At 43.9% G+C, this 15,814-nt stretch carries 14 protein-coding genes; 5 read left to right on the top strand and 9 right to left on the bottom strand.

Annotation, left to right across the window (positions count from 1 at the left end):
- Window positions 1-89 precede the first annotated feature (89 nt).
- The 4 genes from DBZ36_RS08780 to DBZ36_RS08765 all read left to right on the top strand — a co-directional run bounded on the left by DBZ36_RS08780 (window position 90) and on the right by DBZ36_RS08765 (window position 3,045).
- The gene (locus tag DBZ36_RS08780) at window positions 90-1,016 is read left to right on the top strand and encodes a class I SAM-dependent methyltransferase (protein WP_120354573.1); all 927 of its coding nucleotides are present in this window, start codon (window positions 90-92) and stop codon (window positions 1,014-1,016) included.
- On the top strand, window positions 1,017-1,691 hold the full coding sequence (locus DBZ36_RS08775) for a trimeric intracellular cation channel family protein (RefSeq protein ID WP_120354572.1): 675 nt from the start codon (window positions 1,017-1,019) through the stop codon (window positions 1,689-1,691).
- Window positions 1,692-1,756: 65 nt separating this feature from the next.
- Entirely contained in the window at window positions 1,757-2,503 is a 747-nt protein-coding gene (locus DBZ36_RS08770) for a winged helix-turn-helix domain-containing protein (protein ID WP_120354571.1), read from the top strand.
- On the top strand, window positions 2,497-3,045 hold the full coding sequence (locus tag DBZ36_RS08765; RefSeq protein WP_120354570.1) for a hypothetical protein: 549 nt from the start codon (window positions 2,497-2,499) through the stop codon (window positions 3,043-3,045). Before DBZ36_RS08770 ends, DBZ36_RS08765 begins: the two co-directional genes overlap by 7 nt.
- Before the next feature lie 83 nt (window positions 3,046-3,128).
- Here the strand turns inward: DBZ36_RS08765 and DBZ36_RS08760 are convergent, their stop codons facing one another.
- From DBZ36_RS08760 to DBZ36_RS08720, 9 genes are all read right to left on the bottom strand, one after another.
- Entirely contained in the window at window positions 3,129-4,292 is a 1,164-nt protein-coding gene (locus DBZ36_RS08760; protein ID WP_120354569.1) for a carbohydrate porin, read from the bottom strand.
- Window positions 4,293-4,486: 194 nt separating this feature from the next.
- Window positions 4,487-5,173 carry an aquaporin Z gene (aqpZ, locus tag DBZ36_RS08755; RefSeq protein ID WP_120354568.1) on the bottom strand — a complete coding sequence of 229 codons (687 nt, stop codon included), beginning with the start codon at window positions 5,171-5,173 and terminating at the stop codon, window positions 4,487-4,489.
- Between the two features lie 146 nt (window positions 5,174-5,319).
- On the bottom strand, window positions 5,320-6,432 hold the full coding sequence (locus DBZ36_RS08750; protein WP_120354567.1) for a carbohydrate porin: 1,113 nt from the start codon (window positions 6,430-6,432) through the stop codon (window positions 5,320-5,322).
- 282 nt (window positions 6,433-6,714) lie between these two features.
- Window positions 6,715-7,854, bottom strand: a complete 1,140-nt coding sequence (locus DBZ36_RS08745) for a carbohydrate porin (protein ID WP_120354566.1) — start codon at window positions 7,852-7,854, stop codon at window positions 6,715-6,717.
- A 779-nt stretch (window positions 7,855-8,633) separates the two neighbouring features.
- Window positions 8,634-9,608, bottom strand: coding sequence for a substrate-binding domain-containing protein (locus DBZ36_RS08740; protein WP_120354565.1), 975 nt, complete (start codon window positions 9,606-9,608; stop codon window positions 8,634-8,636).
- A gap of 30 nt (window positions 9,609-9,638) precedes the next feature.
- The gene (locus DBZ36_RS08735) at window positions 9,639-10,646 is read right to left on the bottom strand and encodes an ABC transporter permease (protein WP_233558114.1); all 1,008 of its coding nucleotides are present in this window, start codon (window positions 10,644-10,646) and stop codon (window positions 9,639-9,641) included.
- Window positions 10,643-12,175, bottom strand: coding sequence for a sugar ABC transporter ATP-binding protein (locus DBZ36_RS08730; protein WP_120354564.1), 1,533 nt, complete (start codon window positions 12,173-12,175; stop codon window positions 10,643-10,645). Before DBZ36_RS08730 ends, DBZ36_RS08735 begins: the two co-directional genes overlap by 4 nt.
- Window positions 12,175-13,323, bottom strand: coding sequence for a Gfo/Idh/MocA family protein (locus DBZ36_RS08725; RefSeq protein ID WP_120354563.1), 1,149 nt, complete (start codon window positions 13,321-13,323; stop codon window positions 12,175-12,177). The genes DBZ36_RS08730 and DBZ36_RS08725 overlap by 1 nt, the downstream gene beginning before the upstream one ends.
- 3 nt (window positions 13,324-13,326) lie before the next feature.
- Complete coding sequence (locus DBZ36_RS08720) at window positions 13,327-14,388, bottom strand: sugar phosphate isomerase/epimerase family protein (RefSeq protein ID WP_120354562.1); 1,062 nt, start codon at window positions 14,386-14,388, stop codon at window positions 13,327-13,329.
- Between the two features lie 382 nt (window positions 14,389-14,770).
- Here DBZ36_RS08720 and DBZ36_RS08715 point away from each other — a divergent pair, with 382 nt between their 5' ends.
- Entirely contained in the window at window positions 14,771-15,763 is a 993-nt protein-coding gene (locus DBZ36_RS08715; protein ID WP_120354561.1) for a LacI family DNA-binding transcriptional regulator, read from the top strand.
- Window positions 15,764-15,814: the final 51 nt, after the last annotated feature.

Raw genomic sequence — 15,814 nt, 5'->3', positions numbered from 1 at the left:
TTTTCGCGGACTTGATTTTGTAATGAGAGCGATTGCTATAAGCTACTTCAAGTTTAAACCAGCTACCCAACTACGGAATAACAGAAGCCATGCAAGCATTGTTAGATACCATTGCCTCTATTGAAATTGGCCATGACGTGCAGCGATTATTTCACGGACGCGGTGGGCGTTTTGAGAACTGCGATAACTTAAATCTTGACTGGTATCCGGACGTTTTTTTACTCACTAGCTTTGAAGCGCTGGCATTTCAAGAATTAGAAGCTATTCGTGACGCCTTAGAACAGCGCTTGCTGCAACTGGATTCATCTCGAATTCTTAATTTAGTATTCCAACATCGTCAAAGTGGTCAAGCCGCCCAAAGCACGCTCATTTGTGGCGCGGTGCCAGAACCACATTGGGTTAGCGAACTCGGAATAGCCTTTCAAGTGCACTTGCTAAAAGGGCAAAACCACGGCCTGTTCTTGGACATGCGTCAAGGTAGAGCGTGGGTACAAGAGCACAGTGCCGACAAAAACGTACTGAACATGTTTGCCTATACCGGCGGTTTCTCAATGGCAGCACTTAAGGGTCAGGCGCGCCAGGTTGTGAATATCGACATGAGTAAAGGTGCTCTGAATATTGCGAAGAGAAATCACCAATACAACCAACTGGACCATGGCGTACGATACTTAAGTCACGATATTTTTAAGTCTTGGGGAAAACTAAAAAAACTTGGGCCTTATGAACTATTAATTGCCGATCCACCGAGTAATCAACGCGGCAGTTTCGTTGCCACAAAAGACTATTCTCGCTTATTAAAACGCTTACCAGACTTGTTAAGTGACCAAGCCGACGTTTTACTATGCCTAAATGCGCCGGAGCTCAGTCGTGATTACCTTAAATCTCAAGTCAGTGAATATTGCCCTCAGCTCGAATTTCTAGAACAAGTGGCTAACCCTAGTGTTTTTGATGACATTAATCCTGAACGAGCACTTAAAGTATTACGTTATCGTTATAACAAGCTAATAGAGGGTTAGATGTCAGCCGCGACTTTTGACGCTATCATCTACAATTTTGGCCTATTCGCTGTGTTTGTCTTTGCACTCACAGGCGCTGTGTGTGCGGCAAAAAAAGAATTAGACATATTTGCGTTCATCCTTGCAGGTGTGGTCACAGGAATTGGTGGTGGAACTCTGCGCGATGTATTGCTGAACATCGACCAAGTTTTTTGGATTGAGGATCCGGCTTACTTAAGCATTTGTATTTTTGCGTCTGTAATTACTTACTATGCTGCCCACTGGGTGGTGCATCTCGACAAGTTTCTATTATGGCTAGATGCGGCTGGTATCGCATTATTTGCTGTACTTGGCACCCAAAAAGCGATGCTATTTGGAGCTCCACCACTGGTTGCAGTGGTGATGGGAGTAATGACCAGTACCATAGGCTCCGTCTTGCGCGATATTATTATGCAGCAGCGCCTAGTGATTTTTGATCCAGAAATATATGTAACCGCCTGTTTAGCCGGATCGACATCCTATTTAGCTCTCATATATCTCGAAGTTGAGCCCTTAACAGCCACACTCATTGCTAGCAGCTTAGCCTTTGCACTGCGTGGTTTTGCCCTTGCATTGGATATCCGTTTTCCAAGTTACCAGCTTTCTAAACTTCAAAGCCGAGAGCTAAAAAAACAACAAGACTCTCAAGAACCCTGATCTAGACAATTGATCTTCGATGCATTAGTCCCTATCATCGATTTTTTGCGACCAAAGGCCACTCCATGCAATCCCCATGTTATCGCCTCTCCAATTTGCTGAGCTTTGAGCCCTTAAAGCAGCAGTTATATGACGAAAACGGGGAAGTAGTGCAAACGCTTGGCAACAATGAAGCTAAAGCGTTGATGATACTGATTGATCGACGTGACCAAATTGTCACCCGAGAACGACTTCAGGAAGAAGTTTGGCGTAAACAGGGACTGGAAGTTGATGACAGTAGTATTACTCAAGCTATTTCCAATCTGCGAAAGTTACTTAATGATGACAGTAAAACCCCTCAATTTATTCGAACCGTTCCCAAGAAGGGCTATATCTATATTGGTGATGCGACTCCGATCAGTTTTGAACAACTCGGCGCAGTTAATTCGAAAAGGTTAAATCTCCCCCTTTGGCAGTGGGGAATGTGGGCCATGTCTACCTGTATGATAATTGCAGCTATAAGCTTTGTTTTCGTCCCTAAACCTGACTTTAGATTACCTGAATTTCAAAAAGTTGAATTTGAAGGAATTAACTATTATGCATCAGGGGTTAAGCCCGACGACTTTTTAGACAACATTTCCGAAATCGCGGATTGTACCGATAGCTACAGACAACAGCTCAAACTGCAAGATTCAAAAAATGTGGTTATATTTCGTCGTGGTAACAATATTAGCCTAAGCCTAATAGACCCCAGAGACTCCAGTGCTGGTCGGCCAAATCGAAGCACAAACATATATTTCAAAAACCTCGAAGCGTGGGATATCGGATGTTAATCGGAACTAAACTCACTTCAAAAGCACTCATTTGTGTCGCAGTATTTATTCTAAGTTTTGTACTCATGGCATATAGCTATTATCAACGTGGTGTCGGTGGCATAAAGAGCGAGATTCTAGATAAACGTTGGTCCTACAACTCGGTTGCTTTTGATTATGGGGATGAGATCAACAGTTTTGCGCAAAACATCGAAAATGGGACTCAGTTACATGGCGAACTCATTTTGCATCCAAATCAAAAACTCACCATTACTAGTCATTTTCAAACCAGTCCACCATTTACTAGCGAGAGAGTATTACTAGATCTAGTTTCTCGGTCGAACTGGGAGTTAAGTGGACAACATTTACTCACTCAAACTGAAGATATTGTCATTAAATCGCGCGGTGTAAATCAACGGGCTTTGAGCCCATCCGACCAAGAACATATTAAACTAATGCATAGTTTTTCAATGGGTGTGACCCGAGAAATAGTTAGCGTATCCGATAATTTCTTATTGATATCAGGGGCCCAAGGCTTGTCAGTATTTCATACTAGTCCTTAGCCCTTAAATGCATACTCCTAAGTGGATACGTATCAAGGTCAAAGCAAAAACAACCCAGTAAACTGGGCTGTTTTGCTAAACGATTAGAAGAAATATTTTAGGCGAACACGTGCTCCCGAATCTTTCTCAAAGGTATTGTTTAGAACTTTGTCTTTGTCATCCCAATTTGAATGGTAAGCACCTAAAAACACTGAGAAATCTTCCACCGTCATGACATCTGCAAATTCATAGGCTGCATTCAGAGTTTGACCCGCAGCAGTTCCCGCATTTAATGTCGTAGAACTACTCGCTTCAATTTTGTTTTCTGTCCAGAAATAGCCGAGACCAATGTTATTCCACGTGACTGTTGCACCGATACTTTGATCTTTTTCGTTCAATGCATCTAGGTAAGCGTAGCTTAAATTGGCATTGACACCATTTGCATCGTAGTTCGCTGTAAGGCCATAACCGGTGCGATTACTTACATCTCCAGCAACGGTCACCAGTGCGTCACTAACCAAATTGGCTTCCATAGCTGCCGACAAGGTGAAATCACCGACTTTATACGAGATGACTGGACGAACAATGAATGAGTCTTTGTCAGCCGAAATCTCTTGCCCATGGTAATAGCGCTGGCTTGCAGTCGCGGTTGGGGTACCATGAGTTGATTCTGTACCAAAAAAACTCGCACGGTCACCGATAAGTGTTGAGACTTCAATGTAGAAATTATTGAGTTGATGCCCATACATGATTTGACCCGCAGCATCGCCTCGTCCGCGGCCTTCTTTCATTTGATAGAAATAACCTTCACCGTCGTTGTATTGCTCATCCGAAGTGTTACCCGTAGTTTCCAAAAATACATCCATACCTTTAGGAAACATGTCGAAGGCTTCATAACGACCAGCTTTTACCATCCAGCTATCTTGACCGCCAAAAGCAAAAAAAGCGTTATCGATACCTGCATTGCCCGTTGTTTCAGCTAGTAGTTCGACATTTACGCGAAGATAATTACCGTTGTCCAGTGTACGTAGGCCGTCAAAGTCAATTAGTACCCGTCCCCCTTGACCATAACTGTTGTCATTCGGACCTGCTTCTGGAGTTTGATTTGGGTTACCTTTTTTATCACGGTAATCAAAATCAAATTCAACATCGCCGCCTATGGCAAAACGGCCTTGCTCATTATCAACAATCGCAATGCCTGCATGGCTTGCAAATGAACTCATTAACGCTAGCGCGAGCGCGCTAGGTAGCAATTTAGAATTTTTCATAGCTTCATCCTGTGCTTAGAATAGTGTCGCAGTTATTAATTTGAGCTGCGTGCCTCTAATTGATGATTAAAGGTCAGACTAAGCATAAGATATATAAGGCTTTACGAATATAAATTTCCATACAATAAATAAGGATTTGTAAGCTTTTGTTTACAAATCCTTATTTATTTTTAATAGATGATAATCTAATTCTATTAGTTGGCTTTCGCTATCATTTTGTAGAGTTTTGCGCCAATAACAGCACCAACAATAGGTGCGAGCCAGAATAACCACAGCTGCCCCACAGCCCAGTCGCCCACATAGATAGCAACACCAGTACTTCGCGCTGGGTTCACTGAGGTATTGGTAACCGGAATGCTAATCAAGTGAATTAGGGTCAAACACAGTCCAATCGCTATCGGAGCCAGCCCTGCTGGGGCGCGATCATCAGTTGCACCCATAATGACAAACAAAAACATAGCCGTGAGTACGATTTCGCATACTAAGGCCGCCGTTAGACTATAACCACCCGGGGAGTGCTCACCATAGCCATTACTGGCAAAGCCTCCGCTGAGCGAGAACCCATCAGCACCGCTAGCAATTAGGTACAGGACCCCACCAGCGACTACGCCACCGATGACCTGCGCAATAATATAAGGAACCAGCTCCGCCTTATCAAAGCGTCCACCAGCCCACAACCCTATCGAGACAGCTGGGTTTAAGTGGCAACCCGATATATGTCCAATGGCAAAAGCCATGGTGAGTACGGTTAAACCAAAGGCCAAAGACACACCAACAAAAGCAATCCCCAGTTCTGGAAAACCTGCCGCTAAGACTGCGCTGCCACAGCCACCTAAAACTAACCAAAAAGTGCCGACTAATTCTGCTAAATACTTGTTCATAAACGTCCTTATTAAGTATTGGCTTACAATTAAGCTCTAGATAGCATTAGCCACAAATTGGTATTTTGCGAATTTTGAGCACAAAAAAGACTCGCATAACGAGCCTTTGCTTAGTTACAGGCCAAAACCTGTAAATTAAGTGTTGTTTAGAAGTAGTACTTCAAACGTACGCGTGCGCCAGCATCCGAGATGTTTGGCTCTGTACTTCCTTCAAATTTGTCTTCAAAGCGAGAATAATAGGCGCCGAGATAAACGAAGAAATCTTCAACTGCCATTACGTCAGCGATTTCATAAGAAACGTAGCCAGTCTGGATTTGGGTTTTGCCCTCAGATCCTGACAACCAATGGTTATCGTCAAACTTAGTTTCGCCCCAGAAATAGCCTAAACCGAAGCCATTGTATAGCGCAGTAAGACCTAGCGATTGGTTTTTCTCATCAACTGCGTCCATGTAAGCAAAGTTCGCATTAAGTTCGAGGCTATCAACCGCATAATTACCGCTTAAACCATAGCCGGTCCGCTTACTGATGTCTTTCTCACCAATTACGAAAGCATCACTAATCAATTGATGTTCAATTGCAGCTGAGATACGAAAATCACCGGCTTGATAAGCAATCACTGGACGCAGGTAAAATGCATCTTTGTTGCTTGCGTCAAATTCAGCAATATTTCTAACTGTTTCGGAGAAAAAGTCTTCACGGTTACCAACCACCGAACCAAGCTCAAAATACAGATCCTCTGCTTGGTAGGCATACATCAACTGACCCGCATCCGCACCACGACCGCGAGCTTCTTTCATCTGATAGAAATAGCCATATTCACCATACTGTGAATCAGAGGTATTACCGGTTGTCTCAAGGAAAACGTCTTGGCCTTTAGGAAACATATCATAGGCTTCGTAACGACCAGCTTGGATTTTCCACTCATTTTGACCAAAGGCTAAAAATGCGTTATCAATTGCGGCGTTGCCGTTGGTTTCAGCCAATAACTCGACATTCATATGTAAAAAAGTACCGTTATCAAGTGTCCGTAGACCATCAAAGTCAAGCAAAATACGGCCTCCTTGGCCATAGTTTGTCTCTTTGACACCAGACTCAAAATCAATATTTTTTTGAGAACGATAATCAAAATCAAATTCAACGTCGCCGCCAATTGCGAAACGACCTCTGTCGTTGTCAACGATTGCGATACCTGCTGATGCAGTAAAAGAAGTTGCTACAGCAATCGCCGCTGCGGCTAATTTGGTATTTAGAGTTTTCATTTTGCTGATACCTGTAATTTGAAATAGCTAAGTAAGCACCGGGATTGGGCTACTCTTAAGCTTCGACTTCGTGTCGTATTTCCATCCCTGGTTCAGCTGTTAGCTATTAAAGGTATCTAAAGTGGCTTGCTCAACTAAAACAGCCTTGGTTTTCAAAAAACTGGCTTTTAGAGTTTTATGAGTCTAAAACAACAAGCAATTGCGCTGACACTGATTAAATTTGCGAACTTGATCAAAAAAAAGGCCTGCTAAGCAGGCCTATAGTATGACGATAGTGTTGGCTTAGAAGAAGTACTTCAAGCGTACACGAGCACCCGCATCTTTTTCATAGGTGTTCATAAGAACGTTGTCTTTGTCATCCCAAGCAGAGTAATAAGCGCCTAAGAATACTGAGAAGTCGTCAACCGCCATTACGTTTTTAAATTCGTAAGCTGCATTGAGCATTTGACCGGTTGCTTTACCAGCATTGGCTAAGCTAGAACCTTCTTCAATCTTGTTTTCAGTCCAGAAATAACCGAGACCGAAATTGTTCCAAGTTACGGTAGCACCGATGCTTTGGTCTTTTTCGTTTAACGCATCAAGGTAGGCATAACTTAAGTTAGCGTCGATACCGTTGGCATTGTAGTTAGCGGTTAAACCGTAGCCAGTACGCTTACTTGCATCGCCATCAATTGTGGTAATTGCGTCTTTAACTAAGTTAGTTTCCATAGCTGCTGATAAAGTGAAATCACCAGTTTGGTAAGATACAACAGGGCGAACTATGAACGAGTCTTTGTCAGCTGATATTTCTTGGCCATGGTAATAACGCGTATCACCGGGGTTACTAACATGTGTAGAGCCAGTTCCAAAGAAGCTAGAGCGGTCGCCAATCAATGTTGAAACTTCAAAGTAGAAGTTGTTTAACTGATGACCATACATGATTTGGCCCGCATCAGCACCACGACCACGACCTTCTTTCATTTGATAGAAGTAACCTTCGCCATCGTTGTATTGCTCGTCAGAGGTGTTACCCGTGGTTTCTAAGAATACGTCCATACCTTTAGGGAACATATCAAAGGCTTCGTAACGGCCGGCTTTAACCATCCAGCTGTCTTGGTTACCGAAAGCAAAGAACGCGTTATCTATTGCCGCGTTACCGCTAGTTTCAGCCAGTAGCTCAACGTTTACATTAAGGTAGTTACCGTTGTCTAAAGTGCGAAGTCCGTCAAAGTCGATTAGTACCCGGCCGCCTTGACCATAAGAGTTGTCGTTATCGTGTCCGTCGTTGCCTTTTTTATCACGATAATCGAAATCAAATTCCACATCACCACCAATGGCGAAACGGCCTTGTTCATTATCTACGATTGCAATGCCCGCGGTCGCGGTAAAAGAAGTGGCTACTGCAAGAGCTGCAACAGCGATTTTAGTATTTAGTTTTTTCATTATGCTGATACCTGTAATTTGAATAGCGTTAGTTTCTTTCTATATAGAGCGAGAAACTGGTATATCGCCACGACACCTTGTCGTTTTTCCATCCGTGGTTCAGCTGGCAGCACTATGCTAAGGACTCGCTATTTGAGCAACAAAAAGCATCTGAATTAAGAAAAACCCTAAATTAGGGAAAATTTTTAGAAGATGAGAAATCAAACAGTACTAATTTAGCTAAAACTTGTGATAACGATCGTCTTTGGGATATGGGGAAATAGAGGTCATCCGGTTCACGAATAAGAATATGTCATTGCTAATCAGAGACTTAATAGCTATGAAATTGTTTATAAAACTAGTTTCTCAATCGCTGTGAAACAGCTCACATAAACACTAAACACAGCACAGCATCTGTTCAATAAACAAGCAGCGCTAACATTGGAAAGCTCAAACACTCGTATTTTTTATAATATAAAGCACTAAAAACCAGCTAAACCTAGTAAGTTTTAGCTGGTTTAGATTTACTTAGAAGTTTTAGAGCAATATTTTAGAAAGAAGGCATGGGTTTAGCAGACTAAATAGCGACTTGCATCACAGTTGCAGCGAGAAAGCATTGACACGCAGCATTTTGCAAACAAACAGAAAAATAGTAGTAAAATAGTGACTATAAATAAGACTCGCTTAATCCTAATAAGTTCCCAGAAACCTGGTTTTTTTATTACGGACATAAAAAACCCAGCTTACGCTGGGTTGGTCTTAGCTAGGAGGTTACTCTTAGATGGCTACACAAAGCTTGCTTAAAACGCAGCATCGGGCACATAGAAATGCTCGGCATTGTCTTTAGTTACAAGTTCAGCGGCCAAAATTACGCGCGATGGAGAGGTATGGTACATGTCACCTAGGTTTTCACCTTTAATACCAGTAACGGCTAAAGCAATACCTGAAGCAACCATGCTCGGTGGATACGTTACAGTGGCACGAACAACCGGGTCCCCGTCAATCACCATTTTAATGATGTCTTTAGAACCGGCTCCACCGAGTACCGTTTTAATCTCAGTACGGCCTGATTCTTTAATTGCTTGCATTACACCTTTTAACATATCGTCATCTTGACACCAAACCGCATCAATATGGGAATGCTTCTGCAAGAAGTTTTCCATCACTGCCAATGCTTTTTGGGTCGACCAATCTGCAGGTTGGCTATCAAGAATTTCTATGCCTGATGATTTAGCAATAACTTCATTAAACGCATCTACACGCTGTTTGTTGATTGGAATGGACATCCCTTCAAGGACAACAATTTTACCTTTGCCTTTCATTTGCTCGGCCATCCAAACACCACTCTCGCGACCAAGGCCTGCATTATCACCTGCGATAAATACGTTCTGAGCTGGTGTTTCAAGTTCTCGGTCAACTACAACCGTGTAAATTCCTTCACCATAGGCTTCTTCAATAACTTTCTGCAAGGTTGCAGGGTTATGCGGCAAAATAACCAAGGCATCTATACCTTTGATCATTAAGTCCTCTACATCGCCCACTTGCTTTGAGCCTGAACTTGCAGCAACAACATAAAATTCAACTTCGTCACCTTTAGCTTTGTAATCAGCAACAGCCTTTTCAGCCCACCACAACAAACCAGCCGTCCAACCATGGTCAGCCGATGGGACCGATACCCCTACTTTGTATTCAGCAGCCATTAAAGGACTGACGACAAAAGCCGCGGTCAGACCTGCAATTGCTAAGGATTTTGTTATTGTTTTAATCACTTGCATTGTATTGCTCCTTTTATTTCACGTTCACGGTTAGGTTCTATTTTTTTGAAACTGCATCAATACTGCGATCAGAATCACCAAACCTTTTACCGTTCCTTGTAGGTAGGGGCTAACCCCTAACAGATTCAACATGTTGTTAATAATCCCCAAAATGATGGCACCAATAACGGTCCCCCAAATGGTTCCTTTCCCTCCTGACAAAGATGTTCCACCGATCACTACCGCGGCTATGACATCAAGTTCATAAAAAAGTCCAGCATCACCGGGGCTTACGGAATTCAATCGAGAGGACAGCATTACCGCTGCAATCCCTACCGTAATTCCGGCAATAACAAAGGTTAAAAAATAAACGCGATTAATATTAATCGCAGAGTAACTAGCAACTTTAGCATTCGACCCTACCGCACAAACGTGTCGTCCATAGGCGCTATGGCGTAAGATTAAATGCCCAATGATGGCCAAACCCAAGAATAGCCACACTGGAATTGGTATCGATAACCAATAACCACCGCCAACTTCGGGATAAAACGTATTACGCGATACCACTTCTCCGGCGTCTGAAATATATAAGGTGAGAGAACGGTATACAGACATGGTGGCAAGCGTTGCAATAAACGCAGCGACTCGTCCTTTTACCGTTATCAGCCCATTAATTGCACCGAAAATAACACCAAGGACAACCGAAGCTCCAATTGCCAATGTAACGGCTGTCCATCCGTCTCCGAGATAGTTGAGCAGCATCACCACTAGAACACCAATTAAGGCAATCATTGAGCCGACACTAAGATCTATGCCACCAGCGATAATCACAAAGGTCATGCCTAAAGCAATAATGCCGGTGTAGCTAACTTGGCGCAGAACATTGGTTATATTACGCGGAATTAAAAAGTGCTCGCTGGCCATAGCCGAAAGCACAATAAGTATGATCAGGGCAATTAGCGGCGCATACTTACTAAGCGAAAGCTGTGGCAGATGAAAACCGCGTTGATTAGAGCCTGAGCTGCTATTAATTTGGGTTGATTTACTGACTTGGCTCATGCGCGCTTCCCTTGTGCATTGTTGGAGTCTTGTTGCTCGCGAAGTCCTGCTGCGAGATACATAATTTGCTGTTCATTAATGTCCGCACCACAAAGTTCGCCTTGAACTTTGCCCTCGCGCATCACCATAACCCGATGCGCTAAACCTATGACTTCTTCCATCTCGGAGCTAATAACGATAACGGCAATGCCTTGCTCGGTAAGCTCTCGGATAAAGTGATAGATTTCCTTTTTAGTATTCACATCAATACCGCGGGTAGGTTCATCTAGAATGAGGATCTTAGGTTCGGTATCCATCCATTTAGACAAATACACTTTTTGTTGATTGCCGCCACTTAAATTGACTAAAGGTGTTGAGACGGTTTCGGTCTTGATTGAAAACAGCTTACGATAGTGTTCGGCCCGTTCGCGGGTTTTTTGGTGCTGGATCAGCCCTTTTTTATACTTATTCAAGCTAATGAGGGTAATGTTCTCACTAAGATCAAAGTTCATAATCAGGCCACTGCCTTGTCTGTCTTCGGACAAATAGGCCAATTTATGCTCAACCGCATCTTGCAAACTCTTAATATTAACAACTTCGCCAAACACCTCTATTTGACCCTGACTACGTTTGCGCAAGCCCATAATTGCTTCGGCGGTTTCAGTTCTACCACTGCCCATCAAACCAGCAATGCCTAGCACTTCTCCACAGTGAACCTGCAAATTAATGTCACTCAATAAATTTGGAACGGTTAAGCCACTAACGTTTAGAGCTAACTCTTGACCACCCACTGTCTTGGCTGGGAAAACTTGACTGAGTTCACGGCCAACCATTAGCCGTGCCATATCATGCTCGTCGAGCTCGCTAACTTTTTCTAATGCTACAACTTCGCCGTCTCGCATAATTAACAAGCGGTCGCACAAGCGTTTTACTTCTTTGAGCTTGTGTGAAATAAACAACACTGTAACGCCCTTGGCTTTTAGTTTGTCGACCAAAGCAAACAGCACATCGGCCTCTTGCGCGGTAAGTACCGTTGTAGGTTCGTCCATAATTAGAATACGAGCATCGTTAACTAAGGCTTTGGCAATCTCGACCATTTGTTTTTGAGCCACGCTTAAGTCTTCGATCATGGCGTCACTAGGTAATTGGGTTTCAAGCAGCGCCATCAGGCTTTGAGTTTTTTCACGCATAGTGCGCTTGTCTAGCCATCCATGACGTTTAAGCTCATTACCCAGAAATATATTTTCAAATACGTTGAGACTAGGAATGAGGTTAAACTCTTGAGGAATCATCGCGATGCCAAGCGCTTTCGCGCTACTGGCATCTTTGATGCTGACGACTTTGCCATCAACGCAAACTTCACCACTGCTTGCATGATATATACCGCTGATAATCTTCAGTAATGTTGACTTACCGGCGCCATTTTCACCGAGGATGCCAAGCACCTCTCCGGCAACTAACGAAACGTTAATATCATGTAAGACCTGCACCGCACCAAACGATTTGTGGATATGGCGTAGTTCAAGTAGCGCAGTTTGCGGTTTGCTCATCATGCACCCCCAAGGCTAGTCCAGCGTCCATCAGCTTCAGATGAATCAAGGATAGCTTGAATAAACTCCAAGCCATCTACACCATCACTAACCGTTGGCAACAAGCTGTCGTTAAGCACATCACTGGCCAATTTGCCCGTCGCACAGGCCTCTATCCCATCAGCAATCTCGTTGTATAAGTTGGCAAAGCCTTCCAAATAGCCTTCTGGGTGACCCGCCGGGATACGAACTAAGTGCTCACTACCGGTATAACCGTGACCACCACGGGTTAGAATTTGCTGTGCACTGCCAAACTTATCAAACACTAAACGGTTTGGACTTTCTTGCTCCCAACTCAATCCGCCTTTGTCGCCATAAATACGAACTTTTAGACCATTTTCATTGCCTGGAGCAACTTGAGAGCTCCATAGCATGCCCTTAGCACCTTTTTCAAAGCGCAACATGCTATGTACATTGTCATCAAGCTGACGCCCTTCAACAAAACTGGTTAGGTCAGCACTCACTTTTTCAAGTTTCAGTCCTGAGATAAACCGCGCTAGATGATAAGCGTGAGTCCCTATATCACCTAAGCAACCGGCTGGACCCGAGCGTTTAGGGTCGGTGCGCCACTGTGCTTGTTTATTATCACCAAGCTCACTAGCTTCGGTGAGCCAGTCTTGGGCATACTCAGCTTGAATAACGCGAATGTTCCCTAAGTCACCGTTTTCAACCATGGCTCTAGCTTGACGTACCATGGGATAGGCGCTGTAGTTATGGGTGAGTACAAACATCACTTCGCTGCGTTTGGCGATTTGTGCAAGCTCTAAGGCGTCGGCTAATGAGCTGGTCATAGGCTTATCGCAAATAACATGAATACCTTGTTCCAAAAAAGCTTTGGCCGCGGGGTAGTGCATATGATTTGGGGTAACAATAGTTACTGCCTGAATACCATCTTCACGCTTGGCTTCTTCGATAGCCATTTGTTTAAAGTCTGAATAACTACGCTCTGGCGAAATGTGTAATTGCTTTGCAGACGCTAAGGCCCTCTCTGGATTAGCACTTAAAGCGCCAGCAACTAGCTGAAACCGACCATCAATACGCGCTGCAATACGGTGAACGGCTCCAATAAAGGCGCCCTGCCCGCCGCCTACCATGCCTAAACGAATCATGACCTACTCCTTAGATAAACCTAATATTCTGCGATTTGCGGCTGCATCGATGTCACCACCTGCAAAGTCATCAAATGCACGCTCTGTTACTCGAATAATATGGTCTTCAATAAATCGAGCCCCTTCGGCTGCGCCATCTTCGGGATGCTTGATGCAGCACTCCCACTCCAGTACTGCCCAACCGTCAAAGTTGTACTTGGTTAGCTTTGAAAAAATACTTCGAAAATCGACTTGTCCATCCCCTAGCGAGCGAAAACGACCAGCTCGGTCCTCCCATGATTGATAACCTCCATAAACGCCATCGCGTCCGGTTGGGTTCAGTTCTGCATCCTTAACATGGAACATTTTGATACGTTCGTGGTAACGGTCGATAAAATCCAGATAATCAAGGTGTTGGAGTACAAAATGACTCGGATCAAACAAAATGCAACAGCGCGGGTGGTTGTCTACAGCCTCTAAAAATCGCTCAAAGGTGGCACCATCATGTAAGTCTTCTCCGGGGTGAATTTCGTAACACACGTCCACACCAGCGGCATCAAATGCATCAAGAATTGGCCGCCACCGTTTCGCAAGCTCTTCAAAGCCTTGTTCAACCAAGCCTTGAGGGCGCTGCGGCCAGGGATACATAAATGGCCAAAGCAAAGCACCAGGAAAAGTAACATGCGCAGTTAGACCCAAATTTTTCGAAGCCTTTGCGGCCAAAAACATCTGATTTACTGCCCATTTCTGACGAGCGTCGGGGTTTCCACGAACGCTTGGGTCTGCAAAACCATCAAACATTTCGTCATAAGCCGGGTGTACTGCGACGAGTTGCCCTTGTAGATGGGTTGATAACTCAGTAATTTCTAGGTCAAATTTTGCCAAGGTCGCTTTAATCTCAGCGCAATAAGCGAGATCTTCTGCGGCTCGAGCCAAATCAAATAAACGCGCGTCCCAACTTGGAATTTGCAGACCTTTGTAACCTAATCCTTGTGCCCATTGCGCAATGCTTTCTAGGCTATTGAACGGGCTTTCATCCCCTGCAAATTGCGCTAAAAATATAGCGGGGCCTTTAATACTCTTCATGGCTTGCTCCCTGGCTTAAAAATTGTCGCCTTGATGTAATCGATTACATTTTCGTGTAAAAAAAAACACTCTTCAAACCTGCAACCCTTCCCTTAGAATAGGGGAATATTGAAAGTCACTTAAACAAATGTAATCACTTTGTAATTAAACTAGACCCTAATTTCGACTAAATCTAGGCCTTTTTGCACCATGCCGGTGAAAATGTGAGCTAGATTTCATTTTTGAGAGCAAAAAACAGCCTGCTCTCACATTGGCATGATTTTATATGAGAAAATATTGCAATCGATTACAAATATTTACAACAAGCATATTTACTGTAGTCTATGCTGAACAACTAGGAACACATTTAGATTGTTTTCAAAACGTCTTTTCCAGGAGCAAGATGCCTACCATCAAAGAAGTTGCCTTACTCGCAGGAGTCTCTACTGCTACGGTTTCGCGGGCGATGATGAACCCTCAGCAAGTTGCTGAGAAGACTAGACGTAAAGTTGAAGCGGCGATCGCCGAAGTCGGCTACTCGCCCAATGCTATCGCGAGAAACCTACGTACCAGTGAGTCGAAGACGATTGTGGTAATCATTCCCGATATCGAAAATATGTTCTTTGCTAAAATTGTTCGTGGTATCCAAACTATTGCGCAACAGCAAGGTTACAAGGTCTTGTTAGGTGATACGGTGCACAACGCTACATTAGCGAATGATTACCTGGAGTTAGTGCGCAGCAAACAAGCTGATGGCGTTATCAGTTTAACTGCTGAGCTACCTAAGGTACTCCAACATGGGACCAGCATGCCCATGGTAATGGCCTGTGAGTACTTTCCTGACTTCCCTATTCCCACTGTGCGCATTGACAATCAAGCTGCCGCTTATCAAGCGGTAAAGTATCTTCTAGAGCTGGGACACAAGCAAATCGCTTATATTAGCGGCCCTCTGGATAACCCTATTTGTATTGCTCGCAGTGCGGGCTACCGACAAGCTATGCAAGAAGCTGGGTACTCCATCAATGAATTGGCCAAGGAGGAAGGTGATTTTAGTTTTCATTCCGGACATGCCGCTTTTGAGCGCCTTCATCGCCAGTATAAAATGAGCGCACTGTTTTGTTTTAATGACATGATGGCGCTGGGTGCAATGCGCTCGGCAATTTCTTTGGGCTTAAAAGTACCCGATGACTTATCCATCGTAGGTATGGACGACCTACTCTTTAGTCAATATACCGACCCTCAACTCACGACGATCATGCAACCTCAGACTTTGATTGGCGAAACCGCTATGCAAATTCTGATAAAAATACTTAATGCTAAGACGGTGCATCAAGACAATGTGCTGCAAACCCAGCTTTTGGTTCGATCCAGCAGTCGCCGCTATCAAAAACTATAAGCAAAGTCTCCAAATTCAAGATCTTCGGTCGGGCGCCGATAATAAGTGTGA

Source organism: Alginatibacterium sediminis (assembly GCF_003610775.1).
In the GTDB taxonomy this organism is placed as follows: Bacteria; Pseudomonadota; Gammaproteobacteria; order Enterobacterales; family Celerinatantimonadaceae; genus Alginatibacterium; species Alginatibacterium sediminis.
This window is presented reverse-complemented; position numbering and strand designations above follow the sequence as displayed.

Coding starts and splice junctions, on each gene's coding strand:
- DBZ36_RS08780 (WP_120354573.1), top strand. CDS start 90: ATGCAAGCATTGTTAGATACCATTGCCTCTATTGAAATTGGCCATGAC.
- DBZ36_RS08775 (WP_120354572.1), top strand. CDS start 1,017: ATGTCAGCCGCGACTTTTGACGCTATCATCTACAATTTTGGCCTATTC.
- DBZ36_RS08770 (WP_120354571.1), top strand. CDS start 1,757: ATGCAATCCCCATGTTATCGCCTCTCCAATTTGCTGAGCTTTGAGCCC.
- DBZ36_RS08765 (WP_120354570.1), top strand. CDS start 2,497: ATGTTAATCGGAACTAAACTCACTTCAAAAGCACTCATTTGTGTCGCA.
- DBZ36_RS08760 (WP_120354569.1), bottom strand. CDS start 4,292: ATGAAAAATTCTAAATTGCTACCTAGCGCGCTCGCGCTAGCGTTAATG.
- aqpZ (WP_120354568.1), bottom strand. CDS start 5,173: ATGAACAAGTATTTAGCAGAATTAGTCGGCACTTTTTGGTTAGTTTTA.
- DBZ36_RS08750 (WP_120354567.1), bottom strand. CDS start 6,432: ATGAAAACTCTAAATACCAAATTAGCCGCAGCGGCGATTGCTGTAGCA.
- DBZ36_RS08745 (WP_120354566.1), bottom strand. CDS start 7,854: ATGAAAAAACTAAATACTAAAATCGCTGTTGCAGCTCTTGCAGTAGCC.
- DBZ36_RS08740 (WP_120354565.1), bottom strand. CDS start 9,608: ATGCAAGTGATTAAAACAATAACAAAATCCTTAGCAATTGCAGGTCTG.
- DBZ36_RS08735 (WP_233558114.1), bottom strand. CDS start 10,646: ATGAGCCAAGTCAGTAAATCAACCCAAATTAATAGCAGCTCAGGCTCT.
- DBZ36_RS08730 (WP_120354564.1), bottom strand. CDS start 12,175: ATGAGCAAACCGCAAACTGCGCTACTTGAACTACGCCATATCCACAAA.
- DBZ36_RS08725 (WP_120354563.1), bottom strand. CDS start 13,323: ATGATTCGTTTAGGCATGGTAGGCGGCGGGCAGGGCGCCTTTATTGGA.
- DBZ36_RS08720 (WP_120354562.1), bottom strand. CDS start 14,388: ATGAAGAGTATTAAAGGCCCCGCTATATTTTTAGCGCAATTTGCAGGG.
- DBZ36_RS08715 (WP_120354561.1), top strand. CDS start 14,771: ATGCCTACCATCAAAGAAGTTGCCTTACTCGCAGGAGTCTCTACTGCT.